Source organism: Glaciibacter superstes DSM 21135, assembly GCF_000421145.1.
Classification (GTDB): Bacteria; Actinomycetota; Actinomycetes; order Actinomycetales; family Microbacteriaceae; genus Cryobacterium; species Cryobacterium superstes.
In genome coordinates this window covers 1-16,985 of the sequence record NZ_ATWH01000021.1, presented here as the reverse complement: position 1 = coordinate 16,985, position 16,985 = coordinate 1, and the positions used below count along the sequence as shown (strand labels likewise).

The window sequence follows — 16,985 nt, the reverse complement described above, 5'->3', positions numbered from 1 at the left end:
GGACCCCCGTGCCAAACACTTCCCCCTCACGTTTCGATGGCAAAACCGCGATTGTCACCGGGGCCGGCTCCGGCATCGGACGCGCAACGGTTATCCGACTCCGCGCAGAGGGCGCCCGAGTGATCGGCACCGACATCTCACGCGAACGCCTCGACCAGTTGACGACGGAGCTCGGCGACGACAACTTCCTCGCCGTTGTCGGTGATGTGAGTGCTGAGGACACCGTGCAGTCGGTCATGGCTGCCGCCGGCGGTCGAGTGGATGCCGTTGCCAACGTCGCCGGGATCATGGACGGCTTCCTCCCTCCGCATGAGCTCGATGACGCCACCTGGGAGCGGGTGATGAACGTCAATGTCACCGCCATCATGCGGCTCACCCGGGCTGTCCTCCCCCTCATGCGTGAGGCGAAGTATGGCTCAATCGTGAACGTGAGCTCCGAGGCTGGGCTCCGCGGATCGGCGGCGGGAACGGCGTACACGACGTCGAAGCACGCGGTCATCGGCTTCACCAGGAGCACGTCCTTCTTCTACGCGCCCGAGGGCATCCGTTGTAATGTGGTCGCTCCCGGCGGCGTCGCCACCAACATCGAGGCGCCGTTCAACTCGGAATTCGCCGGCGGTCGTCTTGGACCGTTCATGCAGCTGATGGTGCCTCCGATGGCGACGCCTGAGCAACTCGCCGCGTCGATCACCTGGCTGCTCAGCGACGATTCGCTCAATGTTACGGGCACAGTCCTGGCCAGCGACGGCGGTTGGTCGGCACTGTGAAATCAAGCGGGGGCGACCGGCGATCCACAGCGAACAGCGACATGATGAAGGTGGTAAGACAGTGAGCATCACTGCGGCAGGAAACGGCAACTCTCCGGTGTCCGGGCCGAACTCCCGCGCAAACCCCGGCGCGTGGATCCTCCTCATCCTCGGCGCGGTGATCGGCATGATCGGCGCCGGACTGATCATCGGCGGGTCCGTGCTGTCCGTGTATGACACGTTGAAGCCGAGGGTTTTGAGTTGTCGGATGGCTCTGCTTTTGGCTTTGGCTGGGTCGAGTTTGGCGAAGAAGTCTCCGCCGGGATCGTCGTAGGCTTCACCGTTGGCGAGCATGTTCCAGACCGCAACCAGGATGCTGTGTTCAAGAGCGACGATGGCAATGGATTTCGGGCGCCTGGCCATGATCCGTTTGTACTTCGCGAGACGTAGGTGTTCTTGGTCCTACCCCCAACCACCGACGTCCGCTAACCGTAGACCCGTTCGACAGACGCGGCCAGCGACAGCGCCTCGCCGGTCGGTGGTGCGGCGCTTCACGCTGGAATTGCGTCTGGAGCCGTCGCGCTTTCGGCGCGGGAGTCCGGCCTGTCACGGTGGTGGTGACCACCGCCCGATGGAATGAGTTCCCGCCATGACAGCCTCGTACTCAACTAATATGCGACTCATGTCCCGCATTCTTGATCTCGCACGGAGGTATTGGCTGGTCACGCTCACGATTGCTGTGGGCGTCACCGGGATCCTCCTGGCACTTGGCGGCGCTGGCTGGCTCGTGCAGTGGCTGTTCAGCGCATATTCGCTCACGGTCGCTGCCTGGCAGGCCGTCGGGATGGTGCGGGCACTGCTGCGTCGGGAATTCGGACTCGACATCCTCGCCGTGACAGCGATCGTCTCCACGGTCGTGGTCGGCGAGTACGTCGCGGCCCTGCTCGTCGTTCTCATGCTGACCGGCGGCGAAGCACTCGAAAACTACGCAAACCAGCGGGCCAAACGTGAGTTGGACGCGCTGCTCGACCGGGCGCCACAGCTCGCGCACCGCTCTACGGAGGGGGGCTACCGCGACCTGCCGGTCAATGAGGTGCGGGTGGGCGATGTGCTGCTCGTGCGCCCGTCTGAGATCGTACCGGTCGACGGCGTGCTGCTCTCCGCCGAGACCACCCTCGACCAATCCTCGATCAGCGGGGAGAGCATCCCCGTTGAGAAACGGGTCGGAGACCCTGTGCTCAGCGGTGCCGTGAACGGCCAGCAAGCCGTGGAGATCCGAGCCACGGAGACAGCGTCGGCTAGTCAATACCAGCAGATCGTCGCCCTGGTCGCCCAAGCCGCTGAAAGCAAAGCTCCGGTCGTTCGGCTCGCCGACCGGTACGCCCTACCGTTCACGATCTTCTCGCTGGCGCTCGGGGCGATCGCGTGGTGGCTGAGTGGTGATCCGGTACGGTTCGCCGAGGTGCTGGTGCTCGCCACCCCGTGCCCTCTGCTGATCGCGGCGCCGGTGGCGTTCATCGGCGGTATGAGCCGGGCCGCGCGCAACGGCGTCATCGTTAAAAGCGGCGGGGTGCTGGAACAGCTGTCCGCGGCGAAGACGGTCGTTTTCGACAAGACCGGCACCCTCACTTACGGAACGCCAGCCCTCGCGGAGGTCCGGCCGGAGCCTCCGTTCACCGCGGACGAGGTGCTGACCTCCGTAGCGAGCGCCGAGCAGTATTCGTCGCATGTGCTCGCGGCTTCGATGATCGCTGCGTCCAAAGAGCATGGACTCCAATTGCACGAGGCCGAGACGGCGCAAGAGGCCGCCACGAATGGCGTGGTCGCTCGTATCCAGGGCCGCGAGGTGGTGGTTGGTAAGTTCGCGTTCGTCGCCCAGCATGCTCCGGATGCGCGGCGCGCGGAGATCGCGCCTGGCGAGCTGGCCGTCTATGTGGCGATCGACGGGGTGTATGCGGGAGCACTGCTGGCAAGCGACCGCCTGCGGGTGAACGCGAAAGCCACGCTGCAACGGCTCGAGGAGCTGGGCGTTAAGCAGTCGATGATGCTCACCGGCGATGCCGCCGAAACGGCGCAGCACGTCGCGTCGGAGCTGGGCATCACCCGGGTTCGCGCGGAATGCCTACCAGCGGACAAAGTGGCTGAGGTCGGCGGTATCGCGGAGCGGCCAGTGATTATGGTCGGCGACGGAGTGAACGACGCGCCCGTACTCGCCGCGGCGGATGTGGGCATCGCTATGGGTGCCAGAGGCGCAACTGCGGCGAGCGAATCGGCGGATGCGGTGATCCTCGTCGACGACATCTCCCGCGTCGCGCTCGCAGTCGAGTTCGGACGCGACACCGTTCGGATTGCCTTACAAAGTATCTGGCTAGGAATTGCGCTCTCGGTCGTGTTGATGGTGATCGCCGCGTTCGGGGTAATTCCAGCGACTGCCGGCGCCCTCATCCAGGAACTTGTCGATCTGGCAACGATCCTCGGGGCCCTACGGGCGGTCGGCAGTCGGCTCGACGAGCGCCAAGCGGCCGCGAAGGCGGAGCAGACGAGCCAGGGCGCGCGAGCAGGCGAGGGCACCATTGACTCACCATCTCCCGACTCGTAGACGGGTCGTAAGTGAGGACCAACAGCTCGTCGGCCGTCACGCCGGGGAAACGTTGTCAGCACTTCTCCCGAATCCGCACCGGTTCACTTGAAAACGATGACGGCGGAGGCCGACACCCGGCTGGCTCTGAGGTCATCGAGCGCCTGCCCGGTGCGTTCGAAGGGATACGCCGTCACGGTCGGCTTGAGGTTGAGCGTGCGGTCGAGCCGCAGGAACTCGGCGCCGTCTGCCCGCGTGTTCGCGGTCACCGGGCACAGGTCACGCTCAAGGAACAGATGGTTCGAATACTCCATCGCCGGGATGTCAGACATGTGGATTCCGGCCAGAACAAGGGTCCCGCCGCGGATCGTCGACTCGAGCGCCAGCGGGACGAGCCTGCCGGCCGGGGCGAACACGATGGCGGAGTCGAGCGGCACCGGCGGGACGGCATCCTCAGCGTGTGGTGTGACTCGTCCACGCCTGCATCTCTCCACCACCGACCTCCCTGGCCAGCCACCTCGGCTCGGCGCCACCGGGGAAGGGACCAAAGACCCAGCGGGCCGATTTACGGGACCTTAGTCTCTGGCCGGCTGCCCGACACAGCAGGCAGGCTGTGAGAGCGTTTGAACTGATCGGAGCTTCTCATGATTTCTTTGATGCGCGGACCTGCCCACGAGGTACTGCTCGAAGCGGCTCGCGGAGCAGCGTTGCTCGGGGTCGGCAACCACGGACTCCAGGGCCTAAAGGGGTACCTTCTAGATTCGGTGAGCCATTCCATCGTCGTGAAAGCCCCCTCACCGGTTCTGATCGTCGGAGCCGCGCAATGAGCAGCCTGCAGTTTTTGGGAGCGGCAGAAACGGTCACCGGCTCACGCTATCTCGTCGAAACGGACAGGGACCGGATTCTAGTCGATTGCGGACTCTTTCAGGGATACAAACTACTGCGTGACCGGAATCGCCTCCCCTTCCCGGTGCCTGCCGATTCGATCGATGCGGTGCTCCTGACCCACGCTCACCTGGACCACAGCGGATACCTCCCTGCCCTTGTCCGCGACGGGTTCACCGGACCGATCTACGCGTCCTCCGGCACCGCCGAGCTGTGCGCGCTGCTGCTTCCGGACAGCGGTCACCTACTCGAGGAAGAAGCGGACTTCTCGAAGAAACACGGGTCGTCCCGGCACCAGAACCCGCGACCGGTGTACACGGAGGCCGACGCCACCGCTTCGCTGGCATCCTTCCGGGTGAAGGGATTCGACGAAACGCTCGACCTCGGGGAGAAGTTCCACGCCAGGTTCGTCCCGGCCGGCCACATCCTCGGCGCCTCCCAGGTCGTCCTCGACGCGGACGGAGCATCGGTCCATTTCACGGGAGACCTCGGCCGGGCGGACGATCCGCTCATGCGCGCCCCCCGGGCTCTCGGAGCCGTCGACGTTCTCGTGACGGAGTCGACCTACGGAAATCGAACCCACCCAGGCGTCGACCCGGCCGCCGAACTCGGCGCCGTCATCCGTCGGGTGGCGGGGCGGGGCGGCGTCATCGTGATTCCCGCGTTTGCCGTCGGCCGGACCGAGTCGATCCTTCTGCACATTTCGCGCTTGGGCGTCTCCGGCGCGATCCCGGACGTCCCCGTTTTTCTGAATAGTCCGATGGCCGTGGATGCATCGGAAATCTACCAACGGCATCAGGACGAGCACCGAATCAGCGCCGATGAATTCACCGAGATGTACAAGCTCGCCACACTGGTTCGGACGGTGGATGATTCGAAGGCTCTCAACCTCCGCGGCGGCCCGATGATCATCATATCGGCCAGCGGAATGCTCTCTGGGGGCCGGGTCCTCCACCATGTTGCGGCGTATGGATCCGACCCCCGCAACGCAATCGTGCTCTCCGGCTACCAAGCCGGAGGAACCCGCGGTGCGTCACTCCTGGCCGGGGTGAAAACGCTGCGCATCTACGGACGGGACATCCCGATCAACGCCGAAGTCGTACAGATCGAGAGCCTCTCCGCCCACGCGGACTCGAACGATATTCTCGATTGGCTCCGTGCCGCCCCGCGCCCCCCACAAATGACTTACATCACCCACGGGGAGCTTGACGCGTCGGACGCCCTACGCGTGCGCATCAAGCATGAACTGGGATGGAGTGCCCGGGTGCCCGAGCATCTCGAGTCCATCGACCTGAACGATCCTCGGTAGCCGGTTTGGGAAAGAATTAGCCTCGCCTTCGATCACACACCGATCAGCAGCAACACATGGTAAACGACATATGCCGGCCAGACGATCGCCTGCAGCAGCCCAAGGACGACACCCCAGAATGAACCATCCGACACAGAGACGAAGTCAATGGCGGCTCCAATATAGGCCACGAGAAAGACGAAGCCCCACGGCCCCTCCTGCACTATCACCCTCGCTCGACCATCCGTCGCCATCGGTCTTCAGCCTCCCCGAGGTCACCATGACTACCCCATGGGAAGAAGGCTACCCGTCGCACCTGCCATCCGGGGTGTTCACCGCGAACGCCGCCTGGCTCGTCCTGGCGGTGATGGCATTCAACCTCACCCGCGCCGCCGCGACGATCGCCGACACCAGTCTCGCCAATCATCCGCCGGAAACTCGTCACCGTCCCGGCACGGACCGTCCTCCGTCCGGCGCATCACACTCCACCTGCCGGAAGGCTGGCCCTGGGAAACACCCTGGACAACCTTTGTTCGGCCAGGCCTGCGGCCCGCCAGCGAGCGCCACCACCTAATCACCTAGCCGAATCGGCGTCAACAACGAAGAGTGGGGACGACTAGGGCGGGGCTCGACGACCTGCCTCCAGCGCGGCGATTCATCCCGGTGACGCAGGTCAATGGTCAGGACCAGCGGAGCGACGTCTCCCCACACGTACTGGGCGGGCAAGGTGCGGTGAACGCTGCCGCCGGCGGCGCCGCCCTCCCACGCGCGTCACCCGCGAACCCGGAACCAGCGTCCTGACGTGCACCGGCGCGCTGAAGCGGGCAGCCCGCCGGCCGATGTGGTGAATCGGCCCTCGCTGCGGCGCCGACACGGCGGGCCGCTGGGCGGCACGGGAGAAGAACCAACTCTTCGCGATCTCCACGAGCACCAGGTACGGCACGACCAGTCCGACCAGGGTGAGGAAGAACGGGGCCGGCAGCGGGTCGAAACCGAGCACCCCCGCCAGCGGCGAAAGTGGCAGGTAAACGCCAACGGCCACTACCCCGAGCGACGCGCAGATCAGGCCGGTCGAGGGGCGGCTGCGGAAGAACGGCACCCGGTGCGTTCTGATCGCGAAGATGATCAGCGTCTGGGTGGCGATCGACTCGATGAACCAGCCGGCGCGAAACTCCCCCGGCGCAGCGTTGAACACGAACAGCATGAGTGCGAAGGTCGCGAAGTCGAAGATCGAACTCAACGGGCCGAACAGCAACATGAACCGGCGGATGAACGCGATGTCCCAGTGTGACGGTGCGCGCAACTGCTCCTTATCCACACGGTCACCCGGGATGGCGAGCTGACCGGTGTCGTAGAGCAGGTTGTTCAACAGGATCTGGCCGGGCAGCATGGGCAGGAAGCTCAGGACGACGGATGCCGCGGCCGCGCTGAACATGTTGCCGAAATTACTCGACGTGCCCATCAACACGTACTTGATGGTGTTGGCGAAGATCCGCCGCCCCTCCATCACGCCGTCGGCCAGCACCGCCAGGTCCTTATCGAGCAGCACAACGTCGGCAGCATCCTTTGCGATATCGGTAGCGCTCTCCACCGAGATCCCGATGTCCGCCGCGTGCAACGCGAGAGCATCGTTCACGCCGTCGCCGAGGAACCCCACCGCACCGCCACTCCTCCTGAGGGCATTAATGAGGCGCGCCTTCTGCTCGGGCGAGACCCGCGCGAAGATGCGGGTGCTGCCCGCGGCGACTTCGAGCTCCGCGTCAGAAAGCGTGTCGATCTCCGCGCCGGTGAGTGTGCCGCCGGAGACGAGCCCGAGGTCTGCGCACACCTTCTCGGCCACTCGTGCGTTGTCCCCGGTGGCGATCTTCACCGTGATCCCGAGGGTGGCCAGGAGCTCCAACGATGCTTTGGCGTCGGTCTTGGGCCGGTCGAGGAAGACCAGGAACCCGACCAGGCGCAGGCCGGACTCATCCGCTGTCTCGATGTCGGCGAGGCCGGGCGCCGGGCGGGCAGCCACCGCGATCACGCGGGCGCCAGCGTCGAACTGGGCATCAAGGACAGGCTGTGCCCCTGAAGGGACGGCGACGCACCGGGCGAGCACATCTTCGGGAGAGCCCTTGGTGATCAGGCGCGCGGGAGCACCGTTCTCACTCACCAGGGCACTGGTCATACGCCGCTGGTGGTCGAACGGAATGAGGCCGATCCGTTCACATCCGGCCGGGTCGAACGTGGCCGCCTGGCTGGACTCCCAGAGTGCGGTGTCGAGCGGATTCTGGCCGACGGCCCCGCCGGAGTGTTCGGTGTAGTCGACCTCCGTGGCCAGCAGCCCCAGCCGGAACAACTCGTCGGCCGTCACGCCGGTGTCAACCGGCAGCGCACCCGTGAAGGCGATGTGTCCCTCGGTTAGGGTGCCGGTCTTGTCGGTGACGAGTACGTCCATGTCGCCCAGGTCTTCGATGCAGACCAGCCGTTTGACCAATACCTTTTTGCGGGCCAGCTGTCGGCTGCCGGTGGCGAGGCTCGTGCTCACTACGGCGGGCAGCAGCTGCGGGGTGATCCCCACCGCGATGGCCAGCGAGAACAGCAACGATTCGAGCAGCGGCCGGTGCAGCAGCAGGTTGATCACGAAGATCAAGCTGGTGAGTGCGAGCGCCACCTCGAGCAGCAGCACCGAGAACCGTCGAAGCCCGGCCTGGAACTGCGTCTCCGGCTGGCGCTCACCCAACCCGAGTGCGATGCGCCCGAACTCGGCGTTGCCGCCGGTGGCCACGACCACGCCGGTGCAACTGCCGGACTGGATGACGGTGCCCATCAGGATGCAAGAGGCCAGGTCCCCCAGTGCGGCGCCGGCAGCGACCGGCGCGGGGCTCTTGCCCACCGGCAGTGACTCGCCGGTGAGTATGCTCTCGTCGGCGAGAAGGTCATCACAGTTCAGCAGACGGATGTCGGCCGGTACGATCGCGCCGAGGCCCACCCGCACGATGTCCCCGGGCACCAGCTCGACCACGTCGATCTCGCGTGGCGTGCCGTCACGGATCACGACCACGCGATGCGTCACCCGGGAGTGCAACGCCTCCGCGGCGCGCTCGGCTCGGAATTCGTTCCAGAACCCGAGCCCCACGCTGAAGACCAGAATCACGCCGATGACCGTGGAATTGGTGGCATCGCCGAGGGCGAGCGAGAGACCGGCGGTGACGAACAGCAGGATCAGAATGGGACTTTTCAGTTGGCGGCCGAGGACCGCCCACGCCCGCGCCTTGTGGGTGCGCAACGCGTTGGGCCCCACCGAGGTCATCCGCGCGGCGGCATCCTCGCTGCTGAGGCCGGGACGCCCGCATTTCAATCCGGTAAGTACCTGCTCGGCCGAAAGCGCTGCGGCGTCGACGATCCGCCCGCTGGCAGCGCCCACGTCGGCAACGGATCTGCTGGCCAGTTCCGTCTTCTCCAGTGCCGTCTTTTCCACGCGCTGTACCTCCACCGTTCACGCGACAGGAGTGGCGAATGCCGCCCGTGACCCGTGGTCAGTCCTGATTATGCGCCCTCACACCCGCATCACGGATGCGGACTAGCTGCGAGTAATCACAACCTTGAGCGCCTTGGTCTCGGCAGCCCGGCCGAAGGTGTCGTAGGCGTCGAGCATCTGGTCGAAGGTGAAGTGATGGGTGGCGAGCTTGTCGGCCGGAATTTTCTTCTGCGCCACGAGCTTCAGCAGCATCGGGGTGGTGTTTGCATTGACCAGCCCCATGCTGATGTTGATGTTCTGGATCCAGAGCGTCTCCAGGTGCAGTTCCACTGGCTTGCCGTGCACGCCGACGTTGGCGACGTGCCCGCCGGGCCGCACGATCTCGGTGGCCATGGTGAAGGTCTGCGGGATCCCCACCGCCTCGATCGCCACATCCACTCCCGAACCGTCAGTGAGGGCGAGCACCCGCTCCTTCCAGTCCGCGGCTCCGGAGAGCACCGTGTCGGTGGCTCCGAATTCCCGGGCCTGTTCGAGCCGGTTCTGGTCGAGGTCGATCGCGATGACGGTAGCGGCGCCGTAGAGGCCGACGGTCGCCATCGCGGCCAGGCCGACCGGCCCCGCGCCGATGACGGCGACGACGTCGCCGGGCTTGACCTGCCCGTACTGCACGCCGATTTCGAAGCCCGTCGGAAGGATGTCCGACAGCATGACGGCTTCGGCGTCGGACACACCGTCCGGCAGCTTGTGCAGGCTGTTGTCCGCGTAGGGCACCCGGACGTAATCGGCCTGGGTTCCGTCGATGAGGTGTCCGAAGATCCAGCCGATGCCGGACTGCCCCTCGTCGCCGAGACAGTGTGAAAACAGCCCGGCCGTGCAGTTGGTGCAGTGCCCGCACGATTTGATGCAGGAGATGATCACCCGGTCCCCGACGGTGAAGTTCGTCACCGAGGCGCCCACCTCAGTGATAGTTCCGACGCCCTCATGGCCGAGAATCCGGCCGACCTGAACCGCGGGCACGTCGCCTCCCAGAATGTGCAGGTCGGTGCCGCAAATGGTGGTGGTGTCGACCTGCACGATGGCATCCGTTGGATTGACGATCACGGGATCGGGGACATCCGTCCAGGACTTCACGCCGGGTCCGCCGTAAACGAGTGCCTTCATTGTGGGCCCATTTCTTCCTACTGCAGCGGCCTATCGCGATCTCGTCGCGCTGTCACCGGCCACGTTATGACGGGCTCACCTGCCACCGATAGGGCCTATAGTCCATCGCTTCTCGGCGATGTGTCTGGTCTGAGTTGGGTCGCTGGATGTGCTCGTGACTTTCGGCCCTAGTCCGGCGACACGCCGCACTGCATACTGATGCCATGACTGACACCCCGAATGCCACGAGCGACTCCACGAACAACGACTCCGCGAACAACGACCTCGAAAACAACAAGTCTGACATCACGGAGCCCGGCATCATTGTCGGAATCGACGGCTCGGATACCTCGTTCCGGGCACTCGCGCAGGCCGCACGACTGGGCGAGGCCCTGCGCTTGCCCGTCGAGGCAATCGCGGCTTGGTCCTATTCGACGTCGATGTACGATTTCTATTATGCACCATCGGACAGGTCACCGGAGAAAGACGCCAGGGACGTGCTCGACCAGGCCGCGACATCCGTTTTCGGCGACAGTGACCCGGACTGGTACCGCTCATCGACCCGGCAGGGACGACCGGCGCAGGTGCTCATCGAGGCCAGCGCTGACGCACAGATGCTGGTGCTGGGTTCCCGCGGGCACGGCGGTTTCGTCGGCCTCCTACTCGGCTCGGTCAGCGCGGCCTGCGCGGCACACGCCCACTGCCCGGTACTGATCGTGCACCCGGGGAAGGACCCCGCAGACCATGCGCTCGCCGACTGAACGTATCCTGCTGATCGTCGCCCCGGCCAGCCGGCACGAGCGACAGGGGGCCGGGTCATGACCGACTCCGTGCCGGAATCCAGCCCCGACCGACACACACGGGCCGCGGTGCTGGTCGCGCTCGCCTGGGACGAAGCCGTCGACGCGACCGGCATCCGCGTGCGTGCTGACCGCGGTGTTGTCACACTCACCGGCATGATAAGCGGCCTCGCCGAGCGAGTCGCAGCGAGCATGGCAGCCATGCGCGTAGCCGGGGTCGACGCCGTCGTGGATGAACTGACCGATCGTGCCTGACAGGCCCGGCCCACTCGCACTCCGGTTGGCTCACACCCGGTTACGGATGCCGCGACTCCAGCTGCACGATCGCAGCTTGCGTGCGCCGCTGCAGGCCGAGCTTGGCCAGCAAGCTGGACATATAGTTCTTGACTGTCTTCTCGGCGAGCGCCAGTTCCTCGCCGATCTGGCGGTTGGTGAGGCCGTCGGCAACCAGGGCAAGCACCTGGCGCTCCCGGACGCTGAGCGAGTCCAGCCGCGAATCGCCGTCGGCGCCACTCCGGAGGCTGTCCACGGCGCGTCGGGCCAGACGCGGGTCGAGGAGGGTGCGTCCCGCGGCGACGGCACGCACCGAATCAACGAGTTTGCCGCCCTGGATGTCCTTCACCACGTAGCCGGCGGCCCCAGCAATGACCGCGGCGTATACGGCGTCCTCGTCGTCGTAGCCGGTGAGCATGATGCAGCGCACCGGCGAATCCTTCGAGTGCAGGTCCCGGCAGACATCGATGCCGCTGCCGTCGGGGAGGCGCACGTCGAGAATCGCGATGTCCGGCCGCGTGGCGTCGATGCGACCGCGCGCTTGTGCGGCAGTGCTCGCCTCCCCCACCACCTCGATGTCCGGTTCGGCGTCGAGCAGGTTCGCGACCCCGCGGCGCACTACTTCGTGGTCGTCGAGCAGGAATACCCGGATCATGGCGCCGGCCTTTCGTCGCCGGAGGCGGCGTCCGCTGCGAACGGCGCCTGCCAGGTCAGACGGGTGTCCCCCGCAGCGGAGTCGAACGTGAAACTGCCCCCGCGACGCCGGGCGCGTTCCTCGAGATTGGCCAATCCGCTGCGATGACCGGGCGACCCTGGCCCGCGGCCGTCGTCGGTGACGGTGACCGTGACGCCTCCGTCGGCCGTCGTAATCGCAACCGAGGCGTGCTCGGCCGCCGCGTGCTTGACGACATTGGCCAGGGCCTCCCGGGTGACCGCGATGACATCGTCGGCCAAGTCGGCGGTGACCATCAGGTCCACGGCGCCCGAGAAACGCACCGTCGGCGGTCTGAGGAGACCCGACTCGAATTCGTTCACGACGCCGATCACGCGGTGGCGCAGCGTCGGGCGGGAACCCTGGCCCGCCGTCGACAGCGCAAACACCGCCGTGCGGATCTGCGCGATGGCGGTGTCGAGGCCGGCCACGGCTTGCGTGATCCGTTCAGACGCGGATGCGGGGACCGCCCCGGCTACGCTCTGGAGGTCGAGACCGGTGGCGAACAGCTGCTGGATCACGTGGTCGTGCAGGTCACGGGCGATCCGCCCGCGGTCTTCGAGCAGGACCATCCGAGTGCGATCGGCCCGCCCCCGGGCCAGCTCCATCGCGATGCTTCCCTGCGCCGCGAAGTCCGCCGCCATTTCGAGGTCGCTCGGCAGGAATCGCACCCTTTCGGCGAGCCGGCCGATCACGATCACGGCCTGTACGCGGCCGGAATCGATCACCGGCACGGCCATCATGGGGCCGAGGGCGACGATCTCGTGCAGGGCGAATGACTCGCCCGCGTCGTCGAGGAGGCGGGGCTGGCGGCCCTCGAGGACGCCGCCGGCGATGGAGCCCGCCGCCGGGAGCCGGGCGCCGGGGAGAGCCTCCTCGGCCACACCGCGTGCGATCTGGACCACGAGCTGCGCCGGGTCATCCGTCGGGAACATCACGGCCACCAGATCAGCATCGGACAGACGCAGTATCGCGTCGGCGAGCATCGCCAGCGCCTCGGTCTGGCTGGTTTCCAGCAGCGCGGCGGTGATCTCAGCGGATGCCGCAGACCACGCCTCCTGGCGCCTGGTCTGAGCGAACAGCCGGGCATTGTCGATTGCGAACCCGGCGGTGGCGGCCAAAGACCCGATCAGCTGCTCATCCTCCGCAGTGAAGTGCCCGCCGACGCCGTGCGAGAGGTAGAGATTGCCGTAAACCGTGTCGCGCACGCGCACCGGCACCCCGAGGAAACTGTCCATCGGCGGATGCCCGGCTGGAAACCCGACGGACCGGGCGTCATCCGAAATCTGGTCGAGCCGGATCGGCCGGGGGTCGTCGATCAACGCGCCGAGCAGGCCCCGGCCCTCGGGCAGGTGGCCGATGTGATCGACGGCGTCTGCCGGCATACCGACGTGGATGAACTCGTCAAGGCCGCCGTGCGGTGAAATCACGCCGAGAGCGCCATACCGGGCGCCGACCAGTTCGACGGCGACCTCGACGATACGCCGAAGCACCACGGGCAGGTCCAGCTGCAGCGCCACGGCCTGGTTCGCGCGAAGAAGCGCCCTCAGGCGGCCCTGCGTGGTGAGCACCTCCCTGGCCTGCTCGACGAGCTCTCCGATTACCCGGTCGAGCTCCACCCGAGGCCCGTCGGGGAAGGTGAGGAAGTCCTCGGTCATGGCTCTCCCTCCACTCGTTGCCCGGCACTGCCCCGACTGTCGCTTCCGAAGTACTGCGACGCTCCCAGTCTCATCCGTATTCTCGCGGGTTTCCGTGCCGCTGTCACCCTCGGCCCGGTTGGGACCTATGGCCCTGTCGCGCACGATCCTCATGGCGAAGGCTGGAGTACAACACATGAGTCGAGTTTGGAGCGCAGATGATCCTCGTCGGGGTTGACGGTTCGACGCCCAGCCGGGCGGCCGTGAAGTGGAGCATCCAACGCGCCGCCGCCACGGGCGAGGACGTCATAGTGGCCCATGTTGTCGACGACGAATGGGGCGTCGTGAGCTACCGGCTGCTCGACGAGGTGCGAGTCGAAGCTGAGGCGCTTGTGGCCGCCGAAGCGGCGTTTGCCCGGTCCATCGACCCGCGTGTGACCGTGACCACGACCCTTCGAGACGGCAACCCGATGTCGGAGCTGATCGCCGTCGCCGAAGACGCGGACCTCGTTGTCGTCGGCACCCACAAGACCGGTTTCGTGCGCGGTCGGGTGTTCGGCTCGCGCAGCCTGCAGCTGGCTGGCGGGTCCCCTGTACCGGTCGCGATCATCCCTGAATCTCCCGCACGGACACGTCGGGGCGTCGTCGTCGGCGTGAACGAGTCGGCGGCATCCCGGGAGGCAATCGCTTTCGGAGCCGACGAAGCCCACCGTCTTGGCGAGGAGCTGATCCTCGTCGGCGCTTGGGCCAACCCAGACCCGGCCGAAATCGAGACTAGCGAAGCCCGCCGGCGACACACCGCCCTCGTCAAGTCCCGCATCGAGAGCGTGCTTCTCGATGCGCGGAGACAGGCCAGGGCAGCGTATGGCGATCTCACCATCCGGACCAGGCAGACCAACCGGTCTGCGGCGGAGACACTGGTCGCCGCCGCAGCATCGGCGACGCTGCTGGTGATCGGCAGCTCCCGCCGTGAGACGGCGCCAACCGCCCTGGGGTCGGTGGCGCATGACGTACTGATCAACCTCGCCGCCCCCACCGTCGTCGTGCACGCGGCGGGTGCGCCTCGCGACACCGTTCCTGAGCGCATTCCTGAGAGGGCAGCAAAATGAAAGCCGTCATCGTTTATGAGTCGATGTTCGGGGCGACCCGCGAGGTGGCGCAAGCCATCGCCGCCGGGCTACTCTCCGCTGCATCCATTGCCACCGTCACCGTGATCAATGTCAACCAGGCGAGCGAAACCATTGCCGCGGGCGCCGACCTGCTGATCGTCGGCGGACCCACCCACGTTCACGGCATGAGCCGCCCGGAATCCCGGGCCGAGGCGGTGAAATGGGCAGACGATCCCGAACGCACCCTCACCCTGGAGCCGGAGGCGCCGGGCACGGGCGTGCGCGAGTGGCTTGAGTCGCTGGCGGAGTCGACCGGCGCGCGTGGTGCGGCGTTCGACACCCGCGCGGATTTCCCGCGCATCCTGAGCGGCGCGGCGTCGAACGCCATCCACAAAGCGCTGGGAAAGCACGGCTACACCGAGGTCGTTCCCGCCGAGAGCTTTCTCGTGTCCAAAGACGGTCCGCTCGAATCCGGCGAGCACGACCGGGCCCAGGCGTGGGGGCAGCAGATTGTTGCGTCACTGGAAACGTCTGCCCGCAGCCACTGAGGCAGTAACTGACGACGAACCGAAGATGGAGTATAGACGTGATTGAGACAACTGTGGTCGGCTGGGATGGTACAGAACCGGCGGTCGCTGCCCTGAGCTGGGCTATCGACGAGCCCCCCGGGCGAACTCTGCGGCTCGTGCGGGTGGCCGGAAAAGACGTCTCCGACGCGGAGACGTTTGCGGCGAACTCGCCAGCTGCACTGGCGCGGGTCGCACTCATCGATGAGGCCGAGCGGATCCGAAGGGCGCATCCCGACAGGAAGGTGACCTCGGAGCTCGTCACGGGCGACCCAGTCGACGAATTGGCGCGCCGCTCCAACGCCTCAACACTGGTCGTAGTGGGCACGGGGCGCCGGCACGGCGGGTCCGCCAAGTACGGCTGGTCGGTCGGTGCGCGCCTGGCGGGCGTCGCCCAAGGCCCCGTGGCGATCATTCCCGTGACCAACGGTTCCCGGCGCGGGGGCATCGTCGTCGGGATCGACGGGTCTGCAGCGTCCGACGTCGCGCTGCGTTACGCCGCGGCGGAAGCGGTACGGCTCGGCGTGCCATTGCGCGCGATTCGCGCCTGGCAGCCGCCTCCCACTTGGGCCGGCGCCTCGGTGCCGGCCCCGGACTACCTGCGTTCCCTTGAGGAGATGTACACCCACGTGCTCGACGACGCACTCGAGGAGGTTCTGCTGCAATACCCCGACCTCGACCTCGGCCGCACCGTTGTGCGAGCGCCAGCTCACACGGCGCTGCTCGGCGCATCGCGAACGGCGGCCCTGCTGGTGGTGGGCAACCACGGCCTCCGCGGGTTGAAACGGTTGCTGCTCGGTTCCGTCAGCCACTCCGTGATCATCAATGCGCAGTCGCCGGTCGTGGTGGTGCGGGCCGACTGAATCGCTGATGGGGTGCCCCAACACATGAACCCCTGGTTTCCGCTGAAGCCCGGGGACACGCATGAGTTCCTGCTGCGTCGTTGATGCGCCGAAGTGCCACTCCAGGAAGCAAGGAGATGGGATGCCAGACGAGATCGCCGTGACCAGACCGGCCGAAGATGCGTTCCTTCTCGACGCCGAGACCGTCGCGGCACGGGTGGGTGTCGTCCCGTTGACCGGCCTGTCGGACGAGGAGGCCGCCCGGAGACTCGAAGCGGACGGCCCTAACGAGTTGCGCGGCACACCGGCGGTGCCGACCTGGCGGAAGATTCTGGCACAGTTTCAAGACCCGTTGATTTATTTGCTGCTCGCGGCGGTCGCTGTCTCTCTCGTCGCGTGGGTCGTCGAAGGGGCAGAGGGTGCGCCCGTCGACGCCATCGTGATCGCCGCGATCGTCGTCCTCAATGGGATTCTTGGCTACACACAGGAGGCGAAGGCCGAAGATGCCGTAGTCGCGCTCGGCACGATGTCCGCCGCGGCATCAACCGTCTTGCGAAGCGGCGAGCTGAAGACCGTGCCGTCCGCCCAGTTGGTGCGAGGCGACGTGCTCGTCCTCGGCGAAGGCGACGCCGTCGGTGCGGATGCCCGACTGCTCACTGCGAGTGCACTGCGCATCCAGGAGGCATCGCTGACCGGTGAGAGCGAGGCGGTCACCAAGAATCCAGCGACGCTGACGGAGCCGGCGCCGCTCGGCGACCGGGTGAACATGGTCTACAAGGCCACCTCCGTCGCCCAGGGCGTCGGGCGTGCGGCCATCACGGGGGTCGGGATGTCGACCGAGGTGGGGGCGATCGCCGAGATGCTCGACGCGACCGTCGAAGAGCCCACTCCGCTGCAGAACGAGATCAACCGCATCGGCAAGATGCTCGGCGTCATCGTCGTGATC

Annotated in this window: 17 protein-coding genes and 1 pseudogene; 12 read left to right on the top strand and 6 right to left on the bottom strand. The window is 66.4% G+C overall.

Annotated elements, in window-relative coordinates; all coding sequences use genetic code 11:
- Positions 1–8 precede the first annotated feature (8 nt).
- The 3 genes from K323_RS0122045 (at position 9) to K323_RS0122035 (ending at position 3,345) form a co-directional block, all read left to right on the top strand.
- Positions 9–767 carry an SDR family NAD(P)-dependent oxidoreductase gene (locus K323_RS0122045; RefSeq protein WP_022887430.1) on the top strand — a complete coding sequence of 253 codons (759 nt, stop codon included), beginning with the start codon at positions 9–11 and terminating at the stop codon, positions 765–767.
- A 61-nt stretch (positions 768–828) separates the two neighbouring features.
- Positions 829–1,080 (top strand): hypothetical protein, encoded by a 252-nt coding sequence (locus tag K323_RS0122040; RefSeq protein WP_022887429.1) that lies wholly within the window; start codon positions 829–831, stop codon positions 1,078–1,080.
- Between the two features lie 348 nt (positions 1,081–1,428).
- Positions 1,429–3,345, top strand: coding sequence for a heavy metal translocating P-type ATPase (locus K323_RS0122035; RefSeq protein WP_026852001.1), 1,917 nt, complete (start codon positions 1,429–1,431; stop codon positions 3,343–3,345).
- Positions 3,346–3,428: 83 nt separating this feature from the next.
- Here K323_RS0122035 and K323_RS0122030 read toward each other — a convergent pair whose 3' ends face one another.
- Complete coding sequence (locus K323_RS0122030) at positions 3,429–3,761, bottom strand: MDR/zinc-dependent alcohol dehydrogenase-like family protein (RefSeq protein ID WP_022887427.1); 333 nt, start codon at positions 3,759–3,761, stop codon at positions 3,429–3,431.
- Positions 3,762–3,980: 219 nt separating this feature from the next.
- Here K323_RS0122030 and K323_RS29620 point away from each other — a divergent pair, with 219 nt between their 5' ends.
- Positions 3,981–4,151, top strand: coding sequence for a universal stress protein (locus K323_RS29620; RefSeq protein WP_022887426.1), 171 nt, complete (start codon positions 3,981–3,983; stop codon positions 4,149–4,151).
- On the top strand, positions 4,148–5,518 hold the full coding sequence (locus K323_RS0122020; RefSeq protein ID WP_022887425.1) for an MBL fold metallo-hydrolase RNA specificity domain-containing protein: 1,371 nt from the start codon (positions 4,148–4,150) through the stop codon (positions 5,516–5,518). The genes K323_RS29620 and K323_RS0122020 overlap by 4 nt, the downstream gene beginning before the upstream one ends.
- A 32-nt stretch (positions 5,519–5,550) precedes the next feature.
- Here K323_RS0122020 and K323_RS0122015 read toward each other — a convergent pair whose 3' ends face one another.
- A complete protein-coding gene (locus K323_RS0122015; RefSeq protein WP_022887424.1) occupies positions 5,551–5,751 on the bottom strand; it encodes a hypothetical protein in 201 nt (66 codons plus the stop codon).
- A gap of 56 nt (positions 5,752–5,807) precedes the next feature.
- Here K323_RS0122015 and K323_RS0122010 point away from each other — a divergent pair.
- Positions 5,808–6,079: pseudogene (locus K323_RS0122010) on the top strand (IS1380 family transposase); the annotation flags it as partial.
- 91 nt (positions 6,080–6,170) lie between these two features.
- Here the strand turns inward: K323_RS0122010 and mgtA are convergent.
- On the bottom strand, positions 6,171–8,960 hold the full coding sequence (gene mgtA, locus K323_RS28010; protein WP_022887422.1) for a magnesium-translocating P-type ATPase: 2,790 nt from the start codon (positions 8,958–8,960) through the stop codon (positions 6,171–6,173).
- Between the two features lie 102 nt (positions 8,961–9,062).
- On the bottom strand, positions 9,063–10,121 hold the full coding sequence (locus tag K323_RS0122000) for a zinc-dependent alcohol dehydrogenase family protein (protein ID WP_022887421.1): 1,059 nt from the start codon (positions 10,119–10,121) through the stop codon (positions 9,063–9,065).
- A 203-nt stretch (positions 10,122–10,324) separates the two neighbouring features.
- On the opposite strand from K323_RS0122000, the gene K323_RS0121995 reads away from it, so the two are divergent.
- Positions 10,325–10,861, top strand: coding sequence for a universal stress protein (locus K323_RS0121995; RefSeq protein ID WP_022887420.1), 537 nt, complete (start codon positions 10,325–10,327; stop codon positions 10,859–10,861).
- 57 nt (positions 10,862–10,918) lie between these two features.
- A complete protein-coding gene (locus K323_RS0121990) occupies positions 10,919–11,155 on the top strand; it encodes a BON domain-containing protein (protein WP_022887419.1) in 237 nt (78 codons plus the stop codon).
- A 40-nt stretch (positions 11,156–11,195) separates the two neighbouring features.
- Here the strand turns inward: K323_RS0121990 and K323_RS0121985 are convergent, their stop codons facing one another.
- Together K323_RS0121985 and K323_RS28005 are read right to left on the bottom strand one after the other, a co-directional pair.
- On the bottom strand, positions 11,196–11,828 hold the full coding sequence (locus K323_RS0121985; protein ID WP_022887418.1) for a response regulator: 633 nt from the start codon (positions 11,826–11,828) through the stop codon (positions 11,196–11,198).
- Positions 11,825–13,543, bottom strand: a complete 1,719-nt coding sequence (locus K323_RS28005) for a GAF domain-containing sensor histidine kinase (RefSeq protein WP_022887417.1) — start codon at positions 13,541–13,543, stop codon at positions 11,825–11,827. Before K323_RS28005 ends, K323_RS0121985 begins: the two co-directional genes overlap by 4 nt.
- Positions 13,544–13,740: 197 nt before the next feature.
- On the opposite strand from K323_RS28005, the gene K323_RS28000 reads away from it, so the two are divergent.
- The 4 genes from K323_RS28000 to K323_RS27990 form a co-directional block, all read left to right on the top strand.
- A complete protein-coding gene (locus tag K323_RS28000) occupies positions 13,741–14,631 on the top strand; it encodes a universal stress protein (RefSeq protein WP_022887416.1) in 891 nt (296 codons plus the stop codon).
- Positions 14,628–15,179, top strand: coding sequence for a flavodoxin family protein (locus tag K323_RS0121970; RefSeq protein ID WP_022887415.1), 552 nt, complete (start codon positions 14,628–14,630; stop codon positions 15,177–15,179). Before K323_RS28000 ends, K323_RS0121970 begins: the two co-directional genes overlap by 4 nt.
- A gap of 38 nt (positions 15,180–15,217) precedes the next feature.
- A complete protein-coding gene (locus K323_RS29200; RefSeq protein ID WP_022887414.1) occupies positions 15,218–16,060 on the top strand; it encodes a universal stress protein in 843 nt (280 codons plus the stop codon).
- Positions 16,061–16,181: 121 nt separating this feature from the next.
- Positions 16,182–16,985: P-type ATPase actuator domain-containing protein (locus tag K323_RS27990; protein ID WP_026852006.1), on the top strand; the 804-nt coding region annotated here is incomplete at its 3' end.

Coding starts and splice junctions, on each gene's coding strand:
- K323_RS28005 (WP_022887417.1), bottom strand. CDS start 13,543: ATGACCGAGGACTTCCTCACCTTCCCCGACGGGCCTCGGGTGGAGCTC.
- K323_RS0121995 (WP_022887420.1), top strand. CDS start 10,325: ATGACTGACACCCCGAATGCCACGAGCGACTCCACGAACAACGACTCC.
- K323_RS0121985 (WP_022887418.1), bottom strand. CDS start 11,828: ATGATCCGGGTATTCCTGCTCGACGACCACGAAGTAGTGCGCCGCGGG.
- K323_RS0121970 (WP_022887415.1), top strand. CDS start 14,628: ATGAAAGCCGTCATCGTTTATGAGTCGATGTTCGGGGCGACCCGCGAG.
- K323_RS0122035 (WP_026852001.1), top strand. CDS start 1,429: ATGTCCCGCATTCTTGATCTCGCACGGAGGTATTGGCTGGTCACGCTC.
- K323_RS28000 (WP_022887416.1), top strand. CDS start 13,741: ATGATCCTCGTCGGGGTTGACGGTTCGACGCCCAGCCGGGCGGCCGTG.
- K323_RS0122020 (WP_022887425.1), top strand. CDS start 4,148: ATGAGCAGCCTGCAGTTTTTGGGAGCGGCAGAAACGGTCACCGGCTCA.
- K323_RS0121990 (WP_022887419.1), top strand. CDS start 10,919: ATGACCGACTCCGTGCCGGAATCCAGCCCCGACCGACACACACGGGCC.
- K323_RS29620 (WP_022887426.1), top strand. CDS start 3,981: ATGCGCGGACCTGCCCACGAGGTACTGCTCGAAGCGGCTCGCGGAGCA.
- K323_RS0122000 (WP_022887421.1), bottom strand. CDS start 10,121: ATGAAGGCACTCGTTTACGGCGGACCCGGCGTGAAGTCCTGGACGGAT.
- K323_RS0122015 (WP_022887424.1), bottom strand. CDS start 5,751: ATGGCGACGGATGGTCGAGCGAGGGTGATAGTGCAGGAGGGGCCGTGG.